This is a genomic window from Streptomyces sp. NPDC031064 (genome assembly GCF_055570965.1).
Genome location: NZ_JBVIGF010000002.1, coordinates 696,873 through 722,514 on the forward strand (window position 1 = coordinate 696,873; position 25,642 = coordinate 722,514).

Below are 25,642 nucleotides of genomic sequence, written 5' to 3' on the forward strand. Positions count from 1 at the left end.
AGATCCGCCCGAAGATCCCGGCCCGTCGGCGCGGGAGGCAGCCGCGGGATCAGTCCCACGACCCCCGCGCCGGCGGCAGCGCCGCGATCTCCGCCAGGTCCTCGGCCGTCAGCGACAGCTCCGCCGCGCGCGCGTTCTCCACCGCCCACCGCTCGTGCTTGGTCCCCGGCACCGGTACGACGTGCCTGCCCCGGCCCAGCACCCAGGCCAGCGCCACCTGCGCCGGTGTCACCCCGGCCGCCTCGCCGCCGTGCCGCCGCGCCACCCGCCGCAGCCCCACCACGATGGGCTGGTTCGCGGCCATCATCTCGGCCGTGAACCGGGGGTGCCGGGCCCGCAGGTCCTCGGGTTCGAAGCCGCCGCCCGGCGTCAGCGTCCCGGTCAGGAAGCCGTTGCCGAGCGGCATCGCCGCCAGGAACCCCACGCCCCGCGACTCGCACCACGGCAGCAGCCGCACCAGCGCCTCCCGGGACCACACCGACAGCTCGGCCTGCACCGCGCTCACCGGGAACACCTGCTGCACCCGTTCGAGCTGCCGAATCGTTCCCTCGTACAGATCGCCCCCGTGCGCGCCCGTACCGCCCCGGCGGGCCGGCCGGACCGCCATCGCGCACAGGCCCAGCGCCCGCACCTTCCCCGCCGACACGAGCTCCGCCATCGCGCCCCACGTCTCCTCGACGGGCACCTCAGGATCGGCGCGGTGCAGTTGGTACAGGTCGATGACATCGGTCTGGAGCCGCCGCAGCGAGGCGTCGCACGCCCGCCGCACATAGCCGGGCCGCCCGTTGGCCACGATGTGCTGCTCCCCGACGAGCAGCCCGCACTTCGTCGACACGAAGGCCTCCGCCCGCCGCTGCCGGAGCGCCCGGCCCAGCAGCAGCTCATTGGTGAACGGCCCGTACATGTCGGCGGTGTCCAGCAGTGTCACCCCGGCGTCGAGCGCGGCGTGCACGGTGCGCAAGGAGCGGTCGCCGCGCTGTTGCGAGGCGCTGTACGCCCAGCTCATCGGCATGCAGCCGAGACCCACAGCACCTACGTCGAGCGCCGTCGCCCCGATCGTCCTGCGCTCCAACTCCCCGTACCCCTCCTTGTGCCGCTCCCCAAACTAACCTCCTGACCATGACTGCTGACGTGTGGCTCCCCATTCCGGCCGACGAGGTGGACGGCCTCCCCGCACCCGCCGAGTCCGGCCTCACCTACCGCTTCTGGGACGGTGGCCCGGACTTCCCCGCCGACCCGGCCGACTGTGTCTTCTACGTCGTCCCCTACATGAAGAGCAGCGCGATCTCGGTGCGCCCGCTGGCCGCCATGACCTCCGTGCGCGTCGTCCAGACGCTCTCGGCCGGGATCGACCATGTGACCCCCGGCCTCGGCGTCCTGCCACCCGGCGTGGCGCTGTGCAACGCCAGGGGCGTCCACGAGGCCAGCACGGCGGAGCTGACCATCGCCCTGGTCCTCGCGTCCCTGCGGGGCATCCCCGACTTCGTGCGCGGGCAGGACCGGGAGGAGTGGCGGGCCGACTTCTACCCGGCGCTCGCCGACAAGTCCGTGCTGATCGTGGGGTACGGATCGGTCGGCGCGGCGATAGAGGACCGGCTCGCGCCGTTTGAGTGCGCGCGGGTGGCGCGCGTCGCGCGCTCCGCGCGCACCACTGAGCGCGGCCCCGTGCAGGCGCTCACGGATCTGCCCGCCCTCCTCCCGCACGCGGACGTGGTGATTCTGTCCACGCCCCTGACGCCCGACACCCACCACCTCGCGGACGCCGCCTTCCTGGCCCGGATGAAGGACGGGGCCCTGCTGGTGAACGTCGCACGCGGCCCGGTGGTCGACACCAAGGCGCTCCTCGCCGAGGTCCTGAGCGGGCGGATCACCGCCGCCCTGGACGTCACGGACCCCGAACCGCTGCCCCAGGGGCACCCGCTGTGGCACGCTCCGGGCGTACTGATCAGCCCTCACGCGGGCGGCCGCACGTCCGCCTTCATGCCCCGCGCGAAGCGTCTCGTCGCCGCGCAACTCACCCGATTCGCCGAGCGCGAGCCGTTGCGGAACCTCGTCCTCACCACCGGTTGAACACCCTCCGAAGCGATCTGGGCGCCCTCCGTGCCCATAACACTGATGATCGTCACGGAGCGTAGACCACCCCTGTCCCTGAGTGACGATCCTGGTGTATCGTCCCGATCTGGGGGCCGCGTCGAGCACGGAGCGGCGCAGGGGAGCGACGTGATTGCCGATCAGAATCCGAGGGGGGCGACGGGCGATGCACGGTCGATGGGCGAACGAACCGACGCGACGGGGCAGCCGACTGCGACCCCCGACCGCGTCCCGGCCACCGAAGCAGCAGCCACCGTCGCCGGCACGGCAGCGGCCGGAGCGACGGTCGCCGATACGGCAGTGCCCGGCCCACCGGTCGCCGGCGCGGCCGTCGCCGGCAACGCGGCGGCCGCACCGGCCGAAGGCGCGTACGGGGGCGTTCCGGTGAGCGCCCCGGGAGTGCTCATCGAGCGTCCGGCCGTCGCGGGCGGCGGCTCCGGCGGCACGGCGGACGGCGGCGCGGGCGGCTCCGGCGGCCTGATGTGGCAGGTGCTCCTCGCCGTGCTGTGCGGAGCCTACGCCGCCGGTGCCGCCGTCGGCTGGGGCTCCGAGCAAATGGCCCTGATCATGGGCGACTTCGGACTCAGCGCCGCCGCGCTGACCGCCGCCGTCTCGTGCTTCCTCTACGCACGCACGGGCGACAGCGGTTTCCGCCCGGCCTGGCTGCTGTTCGCCTTCTCCTCCGCGATGGCGGCCGGCGGGAACACGGTCTGGGGGTGGTACGAGGTCGTGCTCGACCGTGACGTGCCTCAGCCGTCCCTCGCCGACCTGTTCTTCCTGCTCTTCGCGCCGCCCGCCATCGTCGGGCTGCTCGTCCTCGCCAAGCGGCCGGCCAGCCGGGCCGGGTGGATCTGCCTCGCGCTGGACTCCTGGCTGATCGGCGGCTCGCTGCTGACCCTGTCGTGGAGCCTGGCCCTCGCCCACACCGCCCGGTTCGAGGGGGAGAGCGTCGCGCGGGCCGCCCTGTCCCTCGCGTACCCGCTGCTGGACATCGTGCTGGTGAGCATGGTGCTCGCCCTGCACTTCCGGCGCTCCCAGGCCAACCGGTCGGCCGTCCACACGGCGATCGCCGCCCTGGCTTTGACCGTGCTGTGCGACGCCCTGTTCACCTCGCCGCTGCTGCGCGAGCACTACCGCTCCGGCCAGCTCCTGGACGCGGGCTGGTTCGCCGGCTCGCTGCTGCTGGCCTACGCCCCCTGGGGCGCCAACCGCACCACCGACGTACCCGCCCCGCCGCGCGGGCCCCGTCAGCCCACCCGTCCCATCGCCGGGTCGCTCACCGCCCTCACGCCGTACCTGGCGGCCGCGGTCTGCACGCTCGGCATTCTCTACAACGTCATCGAGGACCGCACGGTGGACCGCGTCGTCGTCTTCACCGGATGCACGGTCGTGCTCGCCCTGGTCGTACGCCAGGGGATCATGCTGCTCGACAACATCGCCCTCACCCATGAACTGGCCCAGAAGGAGAACCACTTCCGGTCCCTGGTGCAGGGCTCCAGCGATGTCATCATGATCGCCGCCCCCGACGGGGTGCTGCGCTACGTCAGTCCGGCCGCGTCCGGTGTGTACGGACGGGAGGCCGACGAGCTCATCGGCTCCGAACTGGCCTCCCTCATCCACCCCGACGACCTGGGCGGCGTCGTCCACGAGGTACGGCGGTTCCTGGCCGCTCCTCCTTCGGAGGAGCCCACCACCCGCATCGAATGCCGCTTCAAGTCCGGCACCGGCGAGTGGCTCAACGTCGAGTCCACCGTCAACCGCCACCAGGGCGGCCTGATCTTCAACAGCCGGGACGTCACCGAACGGGTCCGCCTCCAGGCGCAGCTCCAGCACAACGCCGAACACGACCCACTCACCGACCTGCCCAACCGCGCCCTGTTCACCCGGCGCGTCCGCCAGGCGCTCAGCGGGCGCCGGGCGGGCGACGCGGGCACGGCCGTGCTCTTCATCGACCTGGACGGCTTCAAGGGCGTCAACGACCGGCTGGGCCACCAGGCGGGCGACGAGCTGCTCATCCAGGCCGCCCGCCGGCTCCAGGACTCGGTACGGGCCGGGGACACCGCCGCCCGCCTCGGCGGCGACGAGTTCGCCGCCCTGATCCTCGGCGACGGCAGCCAGGACCAGTCCGCCCGCGAGCAGCGCGTCCAGGAGATCGCCGACCGGCTGCGGCTCACCCTGTCGCAGCCGTACCGGATCGAGGGCCAGGAGGTACGGGTCGCCGCGTCCATCGGCGTGGCCTTCGCCGAGGCCGGCATCAGCGCCGGAGACCTCCTCCGCAACGCCGACCTCGCCATGTACCGGGCCAAGGCCGGCGGCAAGAACCGCGTCGAGCTGTACGCGCCCCAGATGCAGGCCGACGTGGTACGCCGCACGGAACTGGCCACCCGGATGCGCACCGCCGCCCAGGACGGCGAGTTCGTCCTGCTGCACCAGCCCGTGGTGGACCTCGCCACCGGGCGGATCGCCGCCGTCGCCGCCCAGGCCCGCTGGCGCTCCGCCCAGGGCATCCTGTTCACCCCGGCCGAATACCTCCGGGTCGCCGAGGACGGCGAGCGGGCCGCGGCGCTGGGTGGCCGCCTCCTCGAAGAGGCCGTCGAGCAGGCCGCCGAGCGCGCCCGGCTGGGCCACCACGCGCCCGTCTCGGTCCGCTTCCCGGCCCGCAAGCTGGTCGACAGGTCCATGCCGCTCGGCACCGTCGAAGCCCTGCTGACCAAGTACGAACTGCCCTCCGGGTCGCTGATCATCGAGCTGTCCGACAGCGACCCGCGGATCTCCTTCGACGAGCTGGAACGGCGCCTGGCAGGCCTGCGCAGGCTGGGCGTACGCATCGCGCTCGACGGATTCGGCAGCGGTTACGCCGCCATCAACGCGCTCCGGCGGCTCCCGGTCGACATACTGAAATTGGACAGGGGCCTGGTCGAGGGCGTCGTCGAATCGGCCCGGCTGCACAAGATCACCAGCGGGCTGCTCCGCATCGCCTGTGACCTCGGCATGCAGTCCGTGGCCGACGGGGTCGACGTACCGGAGCAGGTCCTGGCGCTACGCGCGATGGGGTGCACCCATGGGCAGGGAATGGCCTTCTCCGGCCCCCTCGACGAGTACCGGCTGCGCCGTGCCCTCGTCCGGGAGGAGTTCCCCGTGCCCGGCGGGGTCGCCCTGCCGGCGCTCACCCGGGGTGCCCTTCCGGACGCCCTTCCGGGTGCTCTCCCGAACACCCTCCCGAGCGGTCTCCCCGACACGGTTCCCGACGCGCTCACCGACACGGTCCCCGACAGCCTGCCGAGCGCCCTCCCGGGGATGCGCTCACCTCACCCGCTTCGCTCACATAATGAGACTCGCGTCCCACCCACTTGACACTGATGGTGCGCCGGGGGGAGGGTCAATGCCATGCGCACCCGAATTCTCGTACTTGGAAAGCGCGTCGGCTGAGCACGGCCTGATCACGGCCCTGCAGACCCACACCGGCGCGCTCCCCTCGCTTGCCTCACGGCACGAGGGGTTTTTTGTTGCACTGGCACCCTGCCAAACCAGCTAAACCTCGCGAAAACCCTCAGCTTCGAGAAGAGAATGCCGATGACCGAGCAGGCCACCGGGGCCCACCATCCGCAGCCGCGGGCCCGTACCGGCGGACAGACCTCCGCCACCGTTGAGCACGTCACGGGTGCGCAGTCCCTCATCCGTTCTCTCGAGGAAGTGGGCGCCGAGACGGTATTCGGCATCCCCGGCGGCGCCATCCTCCCCGCGTACGACCCGATGATGGACTCCACCAAGGTCCGTCACATCCTCGTCCGCCACGAGCAGGGTGCCGGCCACGCCGCGACCGGTTACGCCCAGGCGACCGGCAAGGTCGGCGTCTGCATGGCCACCTCCGGCCCGGGTGCCACCAACCTGGTCACCCCGATCGCCGACGCGCACATGGACTCCGTCCCGCTGGTCGCGATCACCGGCCAGGTCGCCTCCAAGGCGATCGGTACGGACGCCTTCCAGGAGGCGGACATCTGCGGCATCACCATGCCGATCACCAAGCACAACTTCCTGGTCACCAAGGCCGAGGACATCCCCAAGACGATCGCCGAGGCGTTCCACATCGCCTCCAGCGGCCGCCCCGGCCCGGTCCTGGTCGACATCGCGAAGGACGCCCTCCAGGCGAAGACGACCTTCAGTTGGCCGCCGCAGCTCGACCTGCCCGGCTACCGCCCGGTCACCAAGCCGCACGCCAAGCAGATCCGCGAGGCCGCCAAGCTGATCACCCAGGCCAAGCGCCCCGTCCTGTACGTCGGCGGCGGCGTCCTCAAGGCCGGCGCCACCGCCGAGCTGAAGGTCCTGGCCGAGCTGACCCAGGCCCCGGTCACCACCACCCTGATGGCCCTGGGCGCCTTCCCCGACAGCCACCCGCTGCACGTCGGCATGCCCGGCATGCACGGCAGCGTCACGGCCGTCACCGCCCTCCAGAAGGCCGACCTGATCGTCGCCCTCGGCGCCCGCTTCGACGACCGCGTCACCGGCAAGCTGGACAGCTTCGCGCCTTTCGCCAAGATCGTCCACGCGGACATCGACCCGGCCGAGATCGGCAAGAACCGCGCCGCCGACGTGCCGATCGTCGGTGACGCCCGCGAGGTCATCGCCGACCTGGTCCAGGCCGTCCAGGCCGAGCACAACGAGGGCAACACCGGCGACTACAGCGCCTGGTGGAAGGACCTCAGCCGCTGGCGCGACACCTACCCCCTCGGCTACGACCAGCCCGAGGACGGCAGCCTGTCGCCGCAGCAGGTCATCCAGCGCATCGGGCAGCTCGCCCCCGAGGGCACCATCTACGCGGCCGGTGTCGGCCAGCACCAGATGTGGGCCGCCCACTTCATCAACTACGAGAAGCCCGCCACCTGGCTCAACTCCGGCGGCGCCGGGACCATGGGCTACGCCGTGCCGGCCGCCATGGGCGCCAAGGCCGGCATGCCGGACCGCACGGTCTGGGCCATCGACGGCGACGGCTGCTTCCAGATGACCAACCAGGAACTGGTCACCTGCGCGCTGAACAACATCCCGATCAAGGTCGCCATCATCAACAACGGCGCCCTCGGGATGGTCCGCCAGTGGCAGACCCTGTTCTACAACCAGCGCTACTCCAACACGGTGCTGCACTCCGGCCCCGAGGCGGACGGCAAGCAGCCCAGCGCCGGCACCCGCGTCCCGGACTTCGTCAAGCTGTCCGAGGCCATGGGCTGCGTGGCGATCCGCTGTGAGCGCCCGGAGGACCTGGACAAGGTCATCGCCGAGGCCAACGCCATCAACGACCGCCCGGTCGTCATCGACTTCATCGTCCACGAGGACGCCCAGGTCTGGCCGATGGTCGCCGCCGGCACCTCCAACGACGAGGTCATGGCCGCCCGCGGCGTCCGCCCCGACTTCGGCGACAACGAAGACGACTGAGAGAGAGCTGAGTCAAGAACCATGTCCAAGCACACGCTCTCCGTCCTGGTGGAGAACACGCCCGGCATCCTCGCCCGGATCGCCGCCCTGTTCTCCCGCCGCGGCTTCAACATCGACTCGCTCGCCGTCGGTGTCACCGAGCACCCCGACATCTCCCGCATCACCATCGTGGTCAATGTCGAGGACCTGCCGCTGGAGCAGGTGACCAAGCAGCTCAACAAGCTGGTCAACGTCCTGAAGATCGTCGAGCTCGAGCCCAGCGCCGCCATCCAGCGCGAGCTCGTCCTGGTGAAGGTCCGCGCCGACAACGAGACCCGCTCCCAGATCGTCGAGATCGTCCAGCTCTTCCGCGCCAAGACCGTGGACGTCTCGCCCGAGGCGGTCACCATCGAGGCCACCGGTTCGAGTGACAAGCTCGACGCGATGCTGAAGATGCTGGAGCAGTTCGGCATCAAGGAGCTGGTCCAGTCCGGCACCATCGCCATAGGGCGTGGCGCCCGGTCCATCACGGACCGCAGCCTGCGCGCCCTGGACCGTTCCGCGTAGCGAGACCCCTCGACTTCCACATCCCTCCCCACCGTACGGTGGGACGCAACACCAGCACACCAAGGAGAAGACCCAGTGGCCGAGCTGTTCTACGACGACGACGCCGACCTGTCCATCATCCAGGGCCGCAAGGTCGCGGTGATCGGTTACGGCAGCCAGGGCCACGCCCACGCGCTGTCGCTCCGTGACTCGGGTGTCGACGTCCGCGTCGGTCTGCACGAGGGCTCCAAGTCCAAGGCGAAGGCCGAGGAGCAAGGCCTGCGCGTCGTCACGCCGGCGGAGGCCGCCGCCGAGGCCGACGTCATCATGATCCTGATCCCGGACCCGATCCAGGCCCGGGTCTACGAGGAGTCCGTCAAGGACAACCTGAAGGACGGCGACGCGCTGTTCTTCGCCCACGGCTTCAACGTCCGCTTCGGCTTCATCAAGCCCCCGGCCGGCGTCGACGTCGCCCTCGTCGCCCCGAAGGGCCCGGGCCACCTGGTCCGCCGTCAGTACGAGGAGGGCCGCGGCGTTCCGGCGATCGCCGCCGTCGAGCAGGACGCCACCGGCAACGCGTTCGCGCTCGCCCTGTCGTACGCGAAGGCCATCGGCGGCACCCGCGCGGGTGTCATCAAGACGACCTTCACCGAGGAGACCGAGACCGACCTGTTCGGCGAGCAGGCGGTTCTCTGCGGTGGAGCCAGCGCCCTCGTCAAGGCGGGCTTCGAGACCTTGGTCGAGGCCGGCTACCAGCCGGAGATCGCGTACTTCGAGTGCCTCCACGAGCTGAAGCTGATCGTGGACCTGATGTACGAGGGCGGCCTGGAGAAGATGCGCTGGTCGGTCTCCGAGACCGCCGAGTGGGGCGACTACGTCACCGGCCCGCGGATCATCACCGACGCCACCAAGGCCGAGATGAAGAAGGTCCTCGCCGAGATCCAGGACGGCACGTTCGCCAAGAACTGGATGGACGAGTACCACGGTGGCCTGAAGAAGTACGACGAGTACAAGACGCAGGACTCCGAGCACCTGCTGGAGACCACCGGCAAGGAGCTGCGCAAGCTCATGAGCTGGGTGGACAACGAGGAGGCGTAAGCCTCATGGCGGCGGGTCCGGACATGGTGTCCGGGCCCGCCGGTCTTCATTGGACCGACTGTCCAACCACGGATGGGTGATCCTTCCGCCGAGGCGGAAAAGATGTCACCCACCACCACTACACTTCTCAACACATACGCGTCAGGCCCACAGCGTCGTGCGTCTTCCACGCGGCAAGCCCCCTCCACCGCCTGCGGCCGTCGGGACGGCCGTCCGCACTGGACTTGTGAGGACCCACGTGAGCTCGCATCCCTCCGTAAAGCCGACAGTACTGATCGCCGAAGAGCTGTCGCCCGCCACGGTCGACGCGCTCGGCCCCGACTTCGAGATCCGGCACTGCAACGGCGCCGACCGGTCGGAACTGCTGCCCGCCATCGTGGACGTGGACGCCATCCTGGTGCGCTCCGCCACCAAGGTGGACGCCGAGGCCATCGCCGCCGCCACCAAGCTCAAGGTCGTCGCCCGTGCGGGCGTGGGCCTGGACAACGTCGACGTGGCCGCCGCCACCAAGGCCGGCGTGATGGTCGTCAACGCGCCGACGTCCAACATCGTCACCGCCGCCGAGCTCGCCTGCGGTCTGCTGATCGCCACCGCGCGCAACATCCCGCAGGCCAACACCGCCCTGAAGAACGGCGAGTGGAAGCGCAGCAAGTACACGGGCGTCGAGCTCAGCGAGAAGACCCTCGGCGTCGTCGGCCTCGGCCGCATCGGCGTCCTGGTCGCGCAGCGCATGTCGGCCTTCGGTATGAAGATCGTCGCGTACGACCCCTACGTGCAGCCCGCGCGCGCCGCCCAGATGGGCGTCAAGCTGCTGACCCTGGACGAGCTGCTGGAGGTCTCCGACTTCATCACCGTCCATCTGCCGAAGACCCCCGAGACGCTCGGCCTGATCGGCAACGAGGCGCTGCACAAGGTCAAGCCGACCGTGCGCATCGTCAACGCCGCGCGCGGCGGGATCGTCGACGAGGCGGCGCTGTACTCGGCGATCAAGGAGGGCCGGGTCGCGGGCGCGGGCCTCGACGTGTACGCGAAGGAGCCCTGCACGGACTCCCCGCTGTTCGAGCTCGACCAGGTCGTCTGCACCCCGCACCTGGGCGCGTCCACGGACGAGGCGCAGGAGAAGGCCGGTATCGCGGTCGCCCGTTCGGTGCGCCTCGCGCTCGCCGGCGAGCTGGTCCCGGACGCGGTCAACGTCCAGGGCGGTGTCATCGCCGAGGACGTCAAGCCCGGTCTGCCGCTGGCCGAGCACCTCGGCCGCATCTTCACCGCGCTGGCGGGCGAGGTCGCGGTCCGGCTCGACGTCGAGGTGTACGGCGAGATCACCCAGCACGACGTCAAGGTGCTGGAACTGTCCGCGCTCAAGGGCGTGTTCGAGGACGTCGTCGACGAGACGGTGAGTTACGTCAACGCGCCGCTGTTCGCGCAGGAGCGCGGCGTCGAGGTCCGGCTGACCACGTCGAGCGAGTCCCCCGACCACCGCAACGTGGTCACCGTGCGCGGCACCCTCGCGGACGGCGAGGAGGTGGCGGTGTCCGGCACCCTGGCCGGTCCCAAGCACCTCCAGAAGATCGTCGCCGTCGGCGACTACGACGTGGACCTGGCGCTCGCCGACCACATGGTCGTCCTGCGTTACGAGGACCGTCCCGGTGTCGTCGGCACGGTCGGCCGCATCCTCGGCGAGGCGGGCCTCAACATCGCGGGCATGCAGGTCGCCCGCTCGACGGAGGGCGGCGAGGCGCTCGCGGTCCTCACCGTCGACGACACGGTCCCGCAGCACGTGCTGACGGAGGTCGCGGAGGAGATCGGCGCGACGTCCGCCCGCTCGGTGAACCTCGCCTGATCGACCGTACGATCGTTCGATACCGGCCCGGTGCGTCAGCGCACCGGGCCGGTCTCGTTCATGAAGCGGCGCTTCACAGCCGGGCCGCCTTCAGGGCCATGTGGAGCAGTAGGCGGTCCTCGCCGTCGTCGAGGTCCAGGCCGGTGAGCTGCTCCACGCGGGAGAGCCGGTAGTAGAGCGTCTGGCGGTGGATGCCCAGGGCCGCCGCGGTGCGGCCCGCCTGGCCCGCGCTGTCGAGGAACACCTCGGCGGTGCGGGCCAGTTCCGTGTGGGCGGGCGCGAGCAGGGTGCGGACCGCCTGGTCGTGGGGCGGGGCCGGCGGGAGCGCCGTGAGGAGACGGTACGGGCCGATCGACGCCCACTGGGCCAGCGGCCCGAGGCGGGGCTGGGCCATGGCCGCTCGGGCGGCGGACATCGCCTCCCGCCACGCCTCCCCGAGGTCGCCCAGCCCTCGCCGGGGGTCGGCCACCCCGGCGACGACGCCGTGCCCCGGCGCGGCGCCCGGTCCCGCCCCGCCGCGCGTCGCCCACGCGGCCGTGGGGGTGGCGGGGGCGGAGGGCGCCGGGGCGCCGCCGGCCGCGTCCCGGAGACGGGTGGCCGCGGTGAGCGCGGGGGCCGGCGAGTCGGCCGAGCGGAGCCGGATCAGCGCGGCGAGCCCGTGCGCGCCCGCGCCGTGGGTGCCCGGCCCGTGCGCGCCCGAGCCGTGGGTGCCCCGGCCCTCCGCGCGCGCCCCCTGGGTGCCGCCCGGCCGGTGGGTGCCCGTCTCGGGGTCCTCCCGTGGCGGCCACGGCACCGTGCACAGGGCCGCCGCGCCCGGGGCGGTGCGGACCGAGGGGGTGTCGGGGCCCGGCCAGGGGGCGACGCACACCAGGGCATGGAGGCCGTCCGCGTCGTGGCCCAGTGCCGTGCGCAGGGCGGCGAGCCCCATGTCGTACTGCCAGCCCCGCTCCGCCGTCAGGACCGTGCGCAGCTCCCGCGAGAGGTCCGCGTCCGCCCGTTCCTCGTCCGCCAGCAGGGCCCCGATCCGCTCCGCCACCTGCATGGCCGCCGTCAGCCGGTCGGCCGAAGGACCCGGGTCGGCGTCCAGGAGCCACACGTACCCGAGCACGACATTGCGGTGGCGTACGGGGAGGCAGATCCGGTCCCGGAAGACGCCCGCGTCGGGCGAGGCGGGGATGCGCACCGGGCCGGTCGCCCGGGTGATGCCGAAGCCCTCGAACCAGGCGCGGACCGCCGGGGTGGACTTCCGGGTGAGGATCGACCGGGTCCGGACCGGGTCCATGGCCGTGTCGTCATCGCTGTCGTGGGCACCGAAGGCGATCAGCCCGAAGTCACGGTTCTCCAGCGTCGCGGGGGCGCCCAGCAGCGCCGAGATCTCGTCGACCAGGTCTTGGTAATCGCCCTTCACCCGGACATTCTGCCACCCGCTCAGACATCTGTATGAGATGCGGGGCACGGATGCGTGACAGGTGTCGATGGCCGAGCATCGGAGCGATCCTTAGGTTTCACGGTGGTTCTCCGTGCCGATACGGATCCGTTCGGATTCATTCCGAAAGATCCGCTTCGGCCCCCTTCAACACCTGTTCCGTGGAGGTGCCCCGTGCTGGGTCCCGTGATCCTTGCCGCGTCGCGCAGTGACAAGATGCGCCGTTTTGTCTCTGCCGCCCCGGGCACCAAGCAGGTCGTCGGCCGGTTCATCGCCGGTGAGACGGTCGACCAGGTGATCCCCATCGTCCGGGAGACGACGGCCAAGGGCCTGGAGGTCACCCTGGACGTGGTGGGCGAGGACATCACCAGCCGCGAGCAGGCGTTCGCCGCGCGCGACGCCTACCTGGAGCTCATCGACCGCCTCAAGACCCTTGAGCTCGGCACCAGGGCGGAGATGTCGGTCAAGCTGTCGATGTTCGGCCAGGCGCTGGAGGGCGGACACGAGCTGGCCCTCGCCAATGTCCGGCCGGTCGTCGAGGCGGCCGCCGCGATCGGCACCACGGTCACGCTGGACGCGGAGGACCACACCACCCTCGACTCGATGTTCGCCATCCACGAGGAGCTGCGGAAGGACTTCCCGCAGACCGGCTGCGTCATCCAGGCGTACCTCTTCCGCACCGAGGAGGACGCCCGCCGCCTCGCCGCGAACGGCAGCCGCGTGCGTATCGTGAAGGGGGCCTACAAGGAGCCCGCCTCCGTCGCGTACCAGGACAAGCACGAGATCGACAAGGCGTACGTCCGGATCCTCAAGATCCTCATGGAGGGCGAGGGCTACCCGATGATCGGGTCGCACGACCCGCGGCTCATCGCCATCAGCCAGGAGCTCGCGCGCCGCGCCGGGCGCAAACTGGATGAGTACGAGTTCCAGATGCTGTACGGGATCCGCAGCGACGAGCACGTGCGGCTCGCCGCCGAGGGGCACCGGATGCGCGTCTACACCGCGTACGGAACTGACTGGTACGGGTACTTCATGCGCCGCCTCGCGGAGAAGCCGGCCAACCTGCTGTTCTTCGTCCGCTCGATGATCACCAAGAACTGAAGGAGTTACGGAACTCATGGACGCTGTGACCCAGGTCCCCGCTCCGGTCAACGAGCCGGTCCACACCTACGCCCCCGGCTCGGCCGAGCGCACCCGCCTCGAAGCCAAGCTCAAGGAGCTGGCCGAGAACCCCATCGACCTCCCGATGACCATCGGCGGCGTCAAGCGGATGGGCGGCGGTGAGCGTGTGAACGTCGTGCAGCCGCACAACCACGCCAAGGTCCTCGGCACCTTCGCGGGCGCCACCCAGGCGGACGCCCAGGACGCGATCGACGCGGCCCTCGCCGCCGCCCCGGCGTGGCGCGCGATGTCCTTCGACGACCGCGCCGCGATCATCCTCCGCGCCGCCGAGCTGCTGGCCGGCCCCTGGCGCGAGACCATGGCCGCCTCGACCATGCTGGGCCAGTCGAAGACCGTCCAGCAGGCCGAGATCGACACGCCCTGCGAGCTCGTCGACTTCTGGCGCTTCAACGTCAAGTACGCCCGCGACCTGCTCGCCGAGCAGCCGCCGGCCAACTCCCCGGGTGTGTGGAACCGCCTCGACCACCGCCCGCTGGAGGGCTTCGTCTACGCGATCACGCCCTTCAACTTCACCGCCATCGCGGGCAACCTCCCCACCGCCCCGGCCCTGATGGGCAACGTGGTGGTCTGGAAGCCGTCCCCGACGCAGACCCACGCCGCCGTGCTGCTCATGGAGCTGCTGGAGGAGGCCGGGCTGCCCAAGGGCGTCATCAACCTGGTGACGGGCGACGGCATCGCGGTCTCCGAGGTGGCGCTGAACCACCCGATGCTCGCCGGTATCCACTTCACCGGTTCGACCAAGACCTTCCAGCACCTGTGGAAGACGGTCGGCAACAACATCGAGAAGTACCGCTCCTACCCGCGCATCGTCGGCGAGACGGGCGGCAAGGACTTCGTCGTCGCGCACCCGAGCGCCGACCGCGCGATCCTCAAGACCGCGCTGACCCGCGGCGCGTTCGAGTTCCAGGGCCAGAAGTGCTCGGCGACCTCGCGCGCGTACATCCCGGCCTCCATCTGGAACTCCGGCTTCAAGGAGGAGTTCGCCACCGAGGTCGACGGCATCAAGATGGGTGACGTCACCGACCTGACGAACTTCATCGGCGCCGTCATCGACGAGCGTGCCTTCGCCAAGAACAAGGCCGCCATCGACCGCGCCAAGGCCGACCCGGCCTGCACGATCGTCGCCGGCGGCAGCTACGACGACTCGGTCGGCTACTTCGTCCGCCCGACGGTCGTCGAGTGCTCGGACCCCGAGAACGAGGTCTTCACGACCGAGTACTTCGGCCCGATCCTGGCCGTCCACGTCTACGAGGACGACCAGTACGACGCGATGCTGGAGCAGATGGAGTCGGTGTCGGCGTACGCGCTGACCGGTTCGGTCATCGCCAACGACCGTGCGGCGGCCGCGTACACGATGGAGAAGCTGCGGTACGCCGCGGGCAACTTCTACATCAACGACAAGTCGACCGGCGCCGTCGTCGGCCAGCAGCCCTTCGGCGGTGGCCGCGCCTCCGGTACGAACGACAAGGCGGGTGCCCCGCAGAACCTGATGCGCTGGACGCTGACCCGCGCCATCAAGGAGACGCTGGTCCCGCCGACGGACTACACGTACCCGCACATGGGCTGACGCCCGCCCCCTGGGCCCCGCCCCCGTCCCGGCCCCCACGCCGGACGGGGGCGGTTCCATGCGCACGGGCCCTTGTGTTCATGTGGTGGACATGTCAAATTCCCGAGTACCCCACCCGTCACACGACGAAGGAGACCCGGGATGAGACGCACCACCCGTGCGCGCATCACCCTGTCCGCCGCTCTCGTCTTATCCACGCTGGGCTCGCTCGGCTTCGGCGCCACCCCCGCCGGAGCGGCCGACCCCGTCAGCCTCTACGCCCTCGACTCCGCCGTCGAACGGCAGCTCGGCGCCGACAGCGCCGGTACGTACCTCGACAACGGCCGGCTGATCGTCACCGTCACCTCCGAAGCCGCCGCCGAGCGGGCCCGTGCCGCCGGGGCCACGCCACGGATGGTCGAGCGCGGGGCCGCGCAGCTCGACGCCGCCATGGCCGCGCTGGAGTCCCGCGCGAAGATCCCCGGCACCTCCTGGGGCCTGGACCCGCGCACCAACCAGATCGCCGTGGAGGCCGACTCCTCCGTCTCCGCCCGCGACATGGCGCGGCTGCGGAAGGTCGCCGCCTCGCTCGACGGCGCCGTACGCGTCAGCCGCGTACCGGGCACCTTCACGCGCGAGGTGGCGGGCGGGGACGCCATCTACGGCGGCGGCTACCGCTGCTCGGCCGCGTTCAACGTCCAGAAGGGCACGACGAAGTACTTCCTGACGGCCGGCCACTGCACCAACGCGGCCTCCAGTTGGTCCGCGACCTCCGGCGGGGCGCAGATCGGGGTACGGGAGGGCACCAGCTTCCCGACCAACGACTACGGGCTCGTGCGCTACACCAACACGGCGAACACCCCCGGCACCGTCAACCTCTACAACGGCGGCTTCCAGGACATCTCCTCCGCCGCCAACGCGGTCGTGGGCCAGGCCATCAAGAAGAGCGGCTCCACGACCAAGGTGACCAGCGGGACGGTCACCGCCGTGAACGTCACCGTCAACTACAGCGACGGGCCGGTCTACGGCATGGTCCGTACGACCGCCTGCTCGGCCGGCGGCGACAGCGGCGGCGCCCACTTCGCCGGCACGGTCGCCCTCGGCATCCACTCGGGCAGCTCCGGCTGCACGGGGACCAACGGCTCGGCGATCCACCAGCCGGTGCGGGAGGCGCTGAGCGCGTACGGCGTGGCCGTGTACTGAGCCGGACAGTCACGAAACGCACAAACCTGCCGAGGCCGCACCGGTCCCCGCCGGTGTGAAGCTCCGGTGATCTTCCGTACGGGCCCCGGCGCCCGGTTCCGCGAACTAGCGTCCCCCCGTCCATTCCAGACGGGGGTACGCCAATGTCCGCACCGACGGGTCTTCGGGCCGTCTTCTCCATCGCGGGCGCCGGCCTGCCCGTGATCTCCTTCCTGGCGCGGCTCCCCGCCGCGCTCTGCCCCATCGGCACCCTGTTGATGCTCACCGAACTGAACGGCATCGGGCAGGCCGGGCTCGTCGCCGGGATGTTGTGGACCGGCCAGGCCGTGGGCGGCCCGCCCATCGGGCGGCTGGCCGACCGGCTCGGCCACCGGCCGGTGATCCTGGTGGCCTCGCTGGCCAACGCGGCCGCCATCGCCGCCCTGGTGGCCTCGGTCCTGGCCGGGGCGGCGGTCGTCGTGCAGGCGGTGCTCGCCGCGCTGGTGGGGCTGACCGTCCCGCAGGTGGGGCCGCTGTCCCGGACCCGGTGGATCGTGCTCACCAGGTCGCGCCCGGCCGAACTGACCGGGCGGGCGCTGTCGTTCGACACCATGGTCGACGAGGTCGGCTTCATGGTGGGGCCCGCGCTCGCGGGGACGGTGGTGGTGCTGGTCCACCCGGTGGCGGGGATGGTGCTGGCGGGGACGCTCATCGCGGTGTTCGGCGTGCTGTTCGCGGTGCATCCGACGGCGCCGGCCGGGAGCGGGCGATCGCGGGTGGCCGATGTGGGGCTGCTGTCGCCGGGGCTGCTCGTGCTGTTCGCCATGGCGCTGCTCCAGGGCCTGGTGTGGGGCGGCGCCAACGCGGGCGTCAGCGCGCTCGCCAAGTACCTGGGCGACTCCGGGATGGCCGGCTTCGTCTGGGGCGCCATGGCGGTGACCAGCGCCCTCGCCGGGCTGGCCACGACCGCGGTGCCGGGCCCCTGGGACCTGACCGTCCGGCTGCGGCTGGCGATGGCGGCGCAGGCGGTGCTGCTGTTCCCGCTGCTGGTGGTGGAGAGTTACGCCGGTGCGGCGGTGGCCGTCGCCGCGATCGGCATCGCCGTGGCGCCGCACCTGATCGCCCTGTTCGGTCTCGCCGAGCGGGTGGCGCCCATCGAGCGCATGGGCGAGGCGATGGCGCTGCTCGGCAGCGGCCTCATCATCGGCCAGGGCGTCGCGGCCCTGGCCTCCGGCCAGTTGGCCGAGCGCTGGGGCCACGGCGCGGCGTTCGCCTTTAGTTGCGCCGCGGGCGTGGTGGCGGTCGCGGTGGCGCTGGTCCTCGTCCGCCGTGCGCCGTTCGCCGTGCCGCGGCTCCCGTCCGCCCCGCAGCGGGCCTGAGCGGCCGTCAGTTTGGCGGGCCGCCGACCGGTTACCCGCACACCATGGCTGACACGACGAACAAGACGACGGCAACGAAGGAACGGGCGCGGAACGCGGCCAAGAGCGCGGCGCAGGGCGCTGAGAACGCCTCGCGGTCCGCGCGCGGCGGCAAGGAGGCGCTCGCCGGGCTCGGTGAGGTGACCACGCAGAAGGCCAGGTCCGCCGCCAGGACCGTCCAGTCGGCCGTCGGCACGGCGGCCGGTCAGACCGTCGGCAAGGCGGGGCAGGCCTGGACGCTGGTGAAGGCCAGGAAGGCCATCGCCACCGGGGCGGGCGCGGGCGTGCTGACCGTGGTGGCGTCCTCCTACGCCCTCGGCCGCCGCGCCGGGCTGCGGCAGCGCGGCCCGCTGTCCCGGCTCACCGGCGGGCGGCTCTAGCGGCGCCCCGAGACGGGCAGGGCGGGCAGGGGCGCGAGGTGGCCGGATCTCCACCACGCGCCCCGCCGCCGCTGGAAGATGGGCCGTATGACCGACTCCTTCCACATGGCCCACACCTACGAGCTGAGCCGCACCCGCCTCGCGGCGATACGGACGATGCTGGACGCCGCCTTCGACGGGGACTTCGCCGACGAGGACTGGGACCACGGGCTCGGGGGCGTCCACGCGTACGTCGAGGACGAGCACGGCATCGCCGCGCACGGCAGCGTGATCATGCGCCGGGTGGCCCACGCGGGGCGCTCGTACCGCGTCGGGTACGTGGAGGCCGTCGCCGTGCGGGCCGACCGCCGCCGCCAGGGGCTGGGCGGCCGGGTCATGGCGGGGCTGGAGGAGATCGTCGACGGGGCGTACGCGTTCGGCGCGCTGTCCGCCTCCGACGACGGGGCCGAGCTGTACCGGGCGCGCGGCTGGCAGCTCTGGAACGGCCGCGTCGAGGCGTACGGCCCCGACGGGGTGGTGCACCTGCCGGACGAGGAGGACACCACGTACCTGCGCCCCGCGGCGGGCCGCACACTGCCGGCCGCGCCCGCCGGGGCGCTGCTCTTCGACTGGCGCGACGGTGACGTCCTGTAGCCGGGGACGGCTCCCGTCTCAGATAGTAGGAAGTCCGAGTAATTGTGGAGACAGACGCTCCGGCACGGCTTAGCTTTGTAGGAGCCGAACGTCTCGCTCCATCAAGCGAACGGCGGATGTGAGCGCCGTGCCCCCGGCAGGCAACCCCTGCGGCCGCGCTCCCCGCCCCTTCCGGCGCCTCGAATCATCTCTGATCTCAAGGAGTCGATCGTCATGGCCGCTGAGACCGTCGTTCGCCGCGTCCGCCACACCGCGCCGCGTCCCACCGACACCGAGCGCCGCAACGCCGCCGCCGCACTGCAGCGGGCCCTCGACCGGCGGGACAATGGCGGGGCCACGGGTCACTGAACCCGCGACCTCCGCTGACACACCGAGGCCGTCCACATCCTGGAACGTTCATGTCAGGCAATGGGACGGGGAGTAGGGTGCCGACATGTCTCGCAGCATCAATCTCGCAGTGGTTCCCGGTGACGGCATCGGCCAGGAAGTCGTGGCCCAGGGCCTGAAGGTCCTTCGCTCCGTCCTCCCGCAGGATGTGAAGCTGGAGACCAAGGAGTACGACCTCGGCGCCCGGCGCTGGCACCGCACCGGGGAGACCCTCCCCGACGCGGAGCTGGAGTCCCTCAAGGCGCACGACGCCATCCTGCTCGGTGCGATCGGCGACCCGACCGTCCCGTCCGGCGTCCTGGAGCGCGGGCTGCTGCTCAAACTGCGCTTCGCCTTCGACCACTACGTCAACCTGCGTCCGTCGAAGCTCTTCCCGAACACCGCCACCCCGCTGGCCGGCCGCCCCGACATCGACTTCGTCGTCGTCCGCGAGGGCACCGAGGGCCCGTACACCGGCAACGGCGGCTCGCTGCGCACGGGAACGGAGCACGAGGTCGCCACCGAGGTCAGCGTCAACACGGCGTACGGCGTCGAGCGCGTCGTCCGTGACGCGTACGAGCGGGCCAACGCCCGCCCGCGCAAGCGGCTGACGCTGGTCCACAAGAACAACGTGCTCGTCTACGCCGGCCACATGTGGAAGAAGATCTTCGACAAGGTCGGCGAGGAGTACCCCGAGGTCACCACCGACTACCTGCACGTCGACGCCGCGACGATCTTCTTCGTCACGCAGCCCGAGCGCTTCGACGTCATCGTCACCGACAACCTCTTCGGCGACATCCTGACCGACCTCGCCGCGGCCGTGACCGGCGGCATCGGCCTGGCCGCGTCCGGCAACATCAACCCGACGGGCGAGTTCCCGTCGATGTTCGAGCCCGTCCACGGTTCCGCGCCCGACATCGCGGGGCAGGGCAAGGCCGACCCCACCGCGACGATCCTGTCCGTCGCGCTGCTCCTGCGCCACCTCGGGTACGAGGCCGAGGCCGTCCGTATCGAGGAGGCGGTCGCCGCCGACCTGGCGGAGCGGGACGGCTCGGCGCCGCGCACGACCGACGAGATCGGCGACGCGCTCGCGGTACGCGTAGCGAGCTGACCCGCCGACTGACGACATCAGACACAGCCGCCGGGTCGCATCCGCACCCGGCGGCTTCTCCTGTGCGGCCCCGGGTGCCACCATCAACCCTGGACCGCACTCCAGCCGTTTCATTGCACGGGGCCACGCGAGCGATAATCGAACGCGGGGCCGCGGCATGCGGGAAAGCTCGGACGTCCTAGCAGATGTAGCGGCGTGAGCGCGGTCCGTCACACACAACGGTGAAGGACACAGCACTCATGACGACGACGCCCACGATCGAGCTCAAGCCCTCCTCGAACCCGCTGTCCGACGCGGAGCGCGAGGCGATTCTGGCCAACCCCGGATTCGGCCGCCACTTCACCGACCACATGGTGACGATCAAGTGGACGGAGGGCCGCGGCTGGCACGACGCCGAGCTGACGCCGTACGCGCCGCTGTCGATCGACCCCGCGAACATGACGCTGCACTACGCGCAGGAGATCTTCGAGGGGCTCAAGGCGTACCGCCGCCCCGACGGCTCGGTCTCGCTCTTCCGGCCCGAGGCCAACGCCGAGCGGTTCCAGATCTCGGCCCGGCGTCTGGCGATGCCGGAGCTGCCGGTCGAGACGTTCGTCGCCGCGTGCGACGCGCTCGTCCAGCAGGACCAGGCGTGGGTGCCGCCGCACGGCGGCGAGGAGTCGCTGTACCTGCGCCCCTTCATGATCGCCAACGAGGTCGGGCTCGGTGTCCGCCCGGCCAACGAGTACCTGTTCATCGTCATCGCCTCGCCGGCCGGCGCGTACTTCCCCGGCGGCGTGAAGCCCGTCTCCATCTGGCTCTCCGAGGACCGCGTCCGCGCGGTCCCCGGCGGCATCGGCTTCGCCAAGACCGGCGGCAACTACGCCGCGTCCCTCCTCGCCCAGGCCGAGGCCGCCGCCAAGGGCTGTGACCAGGTCGCCTACCTCGACGCGGTCGAGCACAAGTGGGTCGAGGAGCTCGGCGGCATGAACCTGTACTTCGTGTACGGGTCCGAGGAGGGCAAGACGAAGATCGTCACCCCGGAGCTCACCGGCTCCCTCCTCGCCGGCATCACCCGCGACTCGCTCCTCCAGCTCGCCCGTGACCTCGGGTACGAGTCGGAGGAGGGCCGCGTCTCGATCGACCAGTGGAAGCGGGACACCGAGAACGGCACCCTCACCGAGGTCTTCGCCTGCGGCACGGCCGCCGTGATCACCCCGGTCGGCACGGTCAAGTCCACCGGCGGCGAGTGGACGCAGGGCGACGGCGAGCCGGGCGAGGTCACGCTGAGGCTGCGCAAGGCGCTGCTGGACATCCAGACCGGCGCCGCCGAGGACGTCCACGGCTGGACCCACAAGATCGGCTGACCCCTTCGCGTACGCACGGAAACGCCCGCGCCCCCCGCTCGGAGGCGCGGGCGTTCCGCGTCGCCGCGCGTCAGGACGCGGCGGTCTCGGGGGCCGGGGCGGCCACGGCGACGGGCTGCGCCTTGGAGGTGGCCGTCAGCGCCGCGTACGCCACGCCGCCCACCAGCCCGGACAGGACGAAGCTGACGTCGACGCCGCCCGTCAGCGCCAGCAGCGGGCCCTCGTAGAGCGGCGTCGAGACGGCCGCCAGGCCCACCAGCGCGCCCAGCGCCCAGGACGCCGTCGCACGGAGGTGCCAGCCGGCCCGGAACCAGTAGATCCCGCCCTTCGCGCGCCGGTTGTAGACCTGGAGCGCCTCCGGGTCGTACGCCCCGCCGCACCGGCGGTGGCCCATCAGGGTGATGACCGCCCACGGCGTACCGATCGCGGTCAGCAGCAGCACGAACGACGTCATCGCCGACTGCGCGTCCCAGGCGAAGTGGCCCACGAAGACGAGGACCGTCGCGACGGCCGCGACCACCAGGGTCGCCGTGGCGCGCGTGGCACGCGGCACGATGGCGTCCAGGTCGAGGCCCATCGAGTAGAGCATCAGCCCCGCGTTCCCCACCGACCCGGCGCTCGCCGCGAGCAGCAGCGGCAGCAGGTACCAGGGCGCCGCCGTCTCGACCAGCGGCCCCGCGTAGTCGAGCCCCGCCCGCGCGGCCAGCGCCGTGAACGTACCGAAGAGCTGCGGCACCAGCAGGCCGAGGCACAGGCCCACGCAGGTGGCCCGCAGAACCTTGCGCGGGCTGTGCCGCCGCGGTGAGACGTACCGCGTGTAGTCGCCGAGCAGGGTGATGAAGGCGACCGGTCCGCTCAGCCCCGCCGCGACGGCGGACAGCAGCCACGTCGGCCAGAAGGAACCCAGCAGGTACGGGGTGTCCGGCGGTGGCGCGGTCGTGAAGTCCCCCGCGTAGGCGAGCACGCCGAGCAGGAGCAGCAGCGTCATGCCGACCGCCAGGTAGCGGCTGATCCGCAGGAGCAGCCGGTAGCCGTACACGGCGGCGACCACCGTGGCACCGGCCAGCAGCACGTACACGAGGGTGTGCGCCACGGGGCCGGTCGGCACGTCGAACAGCCGGGACAGCGTGCCCAGCATCACGTCGCCGCCGATCCACAGCGTCAGCGCCGTGTACCCGAGCGACAGCAGCAGACCCACCACCGAGCCGACGAGCCGGCCCCGCACGCCGAAGAAGGCGCCGCTGGACGTCGACAGGTTCGTCGCCGTGCGCAGCGAGACGAGCGCGAGCGGGGCGGTGACGGCCACGCCGACGAGCGTCCCCACCAGGATCGAGCTGACCGAGGCCCACAGCCCGAGCCCGAAGGACACCGGCAGCCAGCCGAAGACGATCACGCCGAGGCACAGGTTGGAGCCCAGCAGGATCGAGACGAGGTCGCGCGGCCCGCTGGTGCGCTCCGCCTCCGGGATGGTGTCGACTCCGCGCTGTTCAATCGTCGGCATGGGCGCTCTCCCTTGCTCTGCTCCTCGACCGGCGGACATTTAGAGTGACGCTCAATGTGACTGATGCTCGGCCCTCACGTCAATGGTTTCCTCCATGGAATCCTGTGGTTAGAGTGGTGCTCAAACAGGAAGGTGTGGTGACGTGCGACTGACCCCCACGGAACGCGACCGGCTGCTGATCTTCGGCGCCGCCGAGCTCGCCCGGGCCCGCCGGGCCCGTGGTCTGAGGCTCAATGTCCCCGAGGCGACCGCCCTCATCGCGGACACCGTCTGCGAGGCGGCCCGCGACGGGCGACGGCTCGCCGAGGCGATCGAGCAGGCCCGCTCGGTGCTCGGCCCCGACGACGTCCTGCCGGGCGTCGCGGACGTGGTGACCGAGGTCCACGTGGAGGCCGTCTTCGACGACGGCTCCCGGCTCGCGGTGGTCAGCGACCCCATCGGCCCAGGCCTGGGCGAACAGGGCCCGGGCGCGCTGCTGCCGGGGCCGGAGCACTCCGACCCGGAGCCCGTGGTGCGGCTGCGGGTCGCCAACACCGCGAGCGTGCCGGTCTCCGTCACCTCGCACTTCCACTTCTTCGAGGCCAACCCCCGGCTCGACTTCGACCGCGCGGCGGCCTACGGCATGCGGCTCGCCGTCCCCGCCGGATCGTCCGTGCGCTTCGGGCCGGGCGAGAGCGACGAGGTGGGACTGGTGCCGATCGGCGGCGACCGGATCGCGATCGGCTTCGCCGGACTCGTCGACGGGCCGCTGGACGCGCCGGGCGCCCGCGAGGAGGCACTGCGCCGCGCCGCCGCCTGCGGCTACCTCGGCGTAACGGAAACGACTGAGCAGGAGACCGAGCGATGAGCCGCCCCGGAGGCCACCCCGCCGAAGCGCGGCGCCTCAACCCCTACGAGTACGCCGCCACCCACGGCCCCCGCGCCGGCGACCGCGTCCGCCTCGGCGACTCGGGCCTCACGGTCCGCGTCGAGTCCGACGCCCAGAAGCCCGGCGACGAGTTCCTCGCCGGCTTCGGCAAGACCGCCCGCGACGGGCTGCACCTCAAGGCCGCAGCCGTCCGCGAGACCTGCGACGTCGTGATCAGCAACGTCCTCGTCATCGACGCCGTCCAGGGCATCCGCAAGGTGTCCATCGGCATCCGCGAGGGCCGCATCCACGCCATCGGCCGCGCCGGCAACCCCGACACCCTCGACGGCGTCGACGTCGTCGTGGGCACCGGCACGTCGATCGTCTCCGGCGAGGGCCTGATCGCCACCGCGGGCGCCGTCGACACCCACGTCCACCTGCTGTCGCCGCGCATCATGGAGGCCTCGCTCGCCTCCGGCGTCACCACGATCATCGGCCAGGAGTTCGGCCCGGTCTGGGGCGTCGGCGTCAACTCGCCGTGGGCGCTGCGCCACGCCTTCAACGCCTTCGACGCCTGGCCCGTCAACATCGGCTTCCTCGGCCGCGGCTCCTCCTCCCACGAGGCGCCGCTGATCGAGGCGCTCGCCGAGGGCGGCGCCTCCGGCTTCAAGGTCCACGAGGACATGGGCGCCCACACCCGGGCGCTGGACACCGCGCTGCGCGTCGCCGAGGAGTACGACGTCCAGGTCGCCCTGCACAGCGACGGCCTGAACGAGTGCCTGTCGGTGGAGGACACCCTCAAGGTCCTCGAAGGCCGCACCATCCACGCCTTCCACATCGAGGGCTGCGGCGGCGGCCACGTCCCCAACGTCCTGAAGATGGCGGGCGTCCCCAACGTCATCGGCTCGTCGACCAACCCCACCCTCCCCTTCGGGCGGGACGCGGTCGCCGAGCACTACGGAATGATCGTCTCCGTACACGACCTGAAGACCGACCTGCCCGGCGACGCGGCCATGGCCCGCGACCGGATCAGGGCCGGGACGATGGGTGCGGAGGACGTCCTGCACGACCTCGGCGCGATCGGCATCACGTCGTCGGACGCGCAGGGCATGGGAAGGGCCGGCGAGACCGTACGCCGGACCTTCGCCATGGCCGGGAAGATGAAGGCCGAGCTGGGCCCGCTGGAGGGCGACGGGGACGGCGACGACAACGCGCGCGTCCTGCGTTACATGGCCAAGCTGACCATCAACCCGGCGATCGCCCACGGCCTCGCGCACGAGGTCGGCTCGATCGAGGTCGGCAAGCTCGCCGACATCGTGCTGTGGCGGCCGGAGTACTTCGGCGCCAAGCCGCAGCTCGTGCTCAAGTCGGGCTTCCCCGCGTACGGGGTCGTGGGCGACCCGAACGCCGCCACCGACACCTGCGAACCGCTGGTCCTCGGGCCGCAGTTCGGCGCGTTCGGGGCGACGGCCGCCGACATCTCGGTGGCGTTCGTCTCCGGTGCCGCCGCGCAGGCGGGCAACGACCTGATGCCCACCCGCCGCCGCCGGGTCGCCGTGCGCGGCACGCGCGGCATCGGCCCCGGCGACCTGCTCCTCAACGACCGCATCGGGCAGGTCCAGGTCGACGGCCGCACCGGCCTGGTCACCCTCGACGGCGATCCGGTCCGCTCCGACCCGGCCGACTCCGTTTCCCTCAACCGCCTCTACTTCCTCTGAGGACA

Annotated in this window: 20 protein-coding genes; 17 read left to right on the forward strand and 3 right to left on the reverse strand. The window is 71.6% G+C overall.

What is annotated here, in order from left to right; genetic code table 11:
- Positions 1-49: 49 nt before the first annotated feature.
- Positions 50-1,072, reverse strand: a complete 1,023-nt coding sequence (locus tag ACZ46W_RS09840; RefSeq protein ID WP_468334095.1) for an aldo/keto reductase — start codon at positions 1,070-1,072, stop codon at positions 50-52.
- Positions 1,073-1,119: 47 nt separating this feature from the next.
- Here ACZ46W_RS09840 and ACZ46W_RS09845 point away from each other — a divergent pair, with 47 nt between their 5' ends.
- From ACZ46W_RS09845 to serA, 6 genes are all read left to right on the forward strand, one after another.
- Positions 1,120-2,070 carry a 2-hydroxyacid dehydrogenase gene (locus ACZ46W_RS09845; RefSeq protein WP_468334098.1) on the forward strand — a complete coding sequence of 317 codons (951 nt, stop codon included), beginning with the start codon at positions 1,120-1,122 and terminating at the stop codon, positions 2,068-2,070.
- Between the two features lie 405 nt (positions 2,071-2,475).
- A complete protein-coding gene (locus ACZ46W_RS09850) occupies positions 2,476-5,445 on the forward strand; it encodes a putative bifunctional diguanylate cyclase/phosphodiesterase (RefSeq protein WP_468334735.1) in 2,970 nt (989 codons plus the stop codon).
- Positions 5,446-5,658: 213 nt separating this feature from the next.
- Positions 5,659-7,518, forward strand: a complete 1,860-nt coding sequence (locus ACZ46W_RS09855) for an acetolactate synthase large subunit (protein WP_468334100.1) — start codon at positions 5,659-5,661, stop codon at positions 7,516-7,518.
- A 21-nt stretch (positions 7,519-7,539) separates the two neighbouring features.
- Entirely contained in the window at positions 7,540-8,064 is a 525-nt protein-coding gene (gene ilvN / locus ACZ46W_RS09860) for an acetolactate synthase small subunit (RefSeq protein WP_019889675.1), read from the forward strand.
- Between the two features lie 75 nt (positions 8,065-8,139).
- Positions 8,140-9,141 carry a ketol-acid reductoisomerase gene (ilvC, locus tag ACZ46W_RS09865; RefSeq protein WP_468334103.1) on the forward strand — a complete coding sequence of 334 codons (1,002 nt, stop codon included), beginning with the start codon at positions 8,140-8,142 and terminating at the stop codon, positions 9,139-9,141.
- 238 nt (positions 9,142-9,379) lie between these two features.
- Entirely contained in the window at positions 9,380-10,981 is a 1,602-nt protein-coding gene (serA, locus tag ACZ46W_RS09870; RefSeq protein ID WP_468334106.1) for a phosphoglycerate dehydrogenase, read from the forward strand.
- Between the two features lie 73 nt (positions 10,982-11,054).
- Here serA and ACZ46W_RS09875 read toward each other — a convergent pair whose 3' ends face one another.
- Positions 11,055-12,389 (reverse strand): PucR family transcriptional regulator, encoded by a 1,335-nt coding sequence (locus ACZ46W_RS09875; RefSeq protein ID WP_468334109.1) that lies wholly within the window; start codon positions 12,387-12,389, stop codon positions 11,055-11,057.
- A gap of 192 nt (positions 12,390-12,581) precedes the next feature.
- On the opposite strand from ACZ46W_RS09875, the gene ACZ46W_RS09880 reads away from it, so the two are divergent.
- From ACZ46W_RS09880 to ACZ46W_RS09920, 9 genes are all read left to right on the forward strand, one after another.
- Positions 12,582-13,508: a proline dehydrogenase family protein gene (locus ACZ46W_RS09880; protein ID WP_468334112.1), complete on the forward strand. Its 927-nt coding sequence runs from the start codon at positions 12,582-12,584 to the stop codon at positions 13,506-13,508.
- A gap of 16 nt (positions 13,509-13,524) precedes the next feature.
- The gene (gene pruA / locus ACZ46W_RS09885; protein WP_468334115.1) at positions 13,525-15,156 is read left to right on the forward strand and encodes an L-glutamate gamma-semialdehyde dehydrogenase; all 1,632 of its coding nucleotides are present in this window, start codon (positions 13,525-13,527) and stop codon (positions 15,154-15,156) included.
- 141 nt (positions 15,157-15,297) lie between these two features.
- Positions 15,298-16,338, forward strand: coding sequence for a S1 family peptidase (locus tag ACZ46W_RS09890; protein WP_468334118.1), 1,041 nt, complete (start codon positions 15,298-15,300; stop codon positions 16,336-16,338).
- Positions 16,339-16,481: 143 nt separating this feature from the next.
- Positions 16,482-17,696: an MFS transporter gene (locus ACZ46W_RS09895; RefSeq protein WP_468334121.1), complete on the forward strand. Its 1,215-nt coding sequence runs from the start codon at positions 16,482-16,484 to the stop codon at positions 17,694-17,696.
- 44 nt (positions 17,697-17,740) lie between these two features.
- Positions 17,741-18,115 (forward strand): hypothetical protein, encoded by a 375-nt coding sequence (locus ACZ46W_RS09900; protein WP_468334124.1) that lies wholly within the window; start codon positions 17,741-17,743, stop codon positions 18,113-18,115.
- Positions 18,116-18,202: 87 nt separating this feature from the next.
- Positions 18,203-18,748 carry a GNAT family N-acetyltransferase gene (locus tag ACZ46W_RS09905; protein WP_468334127.1) on the forward strand — a complete coding sequence of 182 codons (546 nt, stop codon included), beginning with the start codon at positions 18,203-18,205 and terminating at the stop codon, positions 18,746-18,748.
- A gap of 213 nt (positions 18,749-18,961) precedes the next feature.
- Positions 18,962-19,096 (forward strand): hypothetical protein, encoded by a 135-nt coding sequence (locus ACZ46W_RS09910; protein ID WP_468334130.1) that lies wholly within the window; start codon positions 18,962-18,964, stop codon positions 19,094-19,096.
- An 85-nt stretch (positions 19,097-19,181) separates the two neighbouring features.
- The gene (locus ACZ46W_RS09915; protein ID WP_468334133.1) at positions 19,182-20,225 is read left to right on the forward strand and encodes a 3-isopropylmalate dehydrogenase; all 1,044 of its coding nucleotides are present in this window, start codon (positions 19,182-19,184) and stop codon (positions 20,223-20,225) included.
- 239 nt (positions 20,226-20,464) lie between these two features.
- Positions 20,465-21,571 carry a branched-chain amino acid aminotransferase gene (locus ACZ46W_RS09920; protein WP_468334135.1) on the forward strand — a complete coding sequence of 369 codons (1,107 nt, stop codon included), beginning with the start codon at positions 20,465-20,467 and terminating at the stop codon, positions 21,569-21,571.
- 70 nt (positions 21,572-21,641) lie between these two features.
- Here the strand turns inward: ACZ46W_RS09920 and ACZ46W_RS09925 are convergent, their stop codons facing one another.
- A complete protein-coding gene (locus ACZ46W_RS09925; protein WP_468334138.1) occupies positions 21,642-23,072 on the reverse strand; it encodes a cytosine permease in 1,431 nt (476 codons plus the stop codon).
- Between the two features lie 142 nt (positions 23,073-23,214).
- Between ACZ46W_RS09925 and ureA the strand changes: the two genes are divergently transcribed.
- Both ureA and ACZ46W_RS09935 read left to right on the forward strand, forming a co-directional pair.
- Positions 23,215-23,919 (forward strand): urease subunit gamma, encoded by a 705-nt coding sequence (gene ureA, locus ACZ46W_RS09930; protein ID WP_468334141.1) that lies wholly within the window; start codon positions 23,215-23,217, stop codon positions 23,917-23,919.
- The gene (locus ACZ46W_RS09935; RefSeq protein WP_468334144.1) at positions 23,916-25,637 is read left to right on the forward strand and encodes an urease subunit alpha; all 1,722 of its coding nucleotides are present in this window, start codon (positions 23,916-23,918) and stop codon (positions 25,635-25,637) included. Before ureA ends, ACZ46W_RS09935 begins: the two co-directional genes overlap by 4 nt.
- Positions 25,638-25,642: the final 5 nt, after the last annotated feature.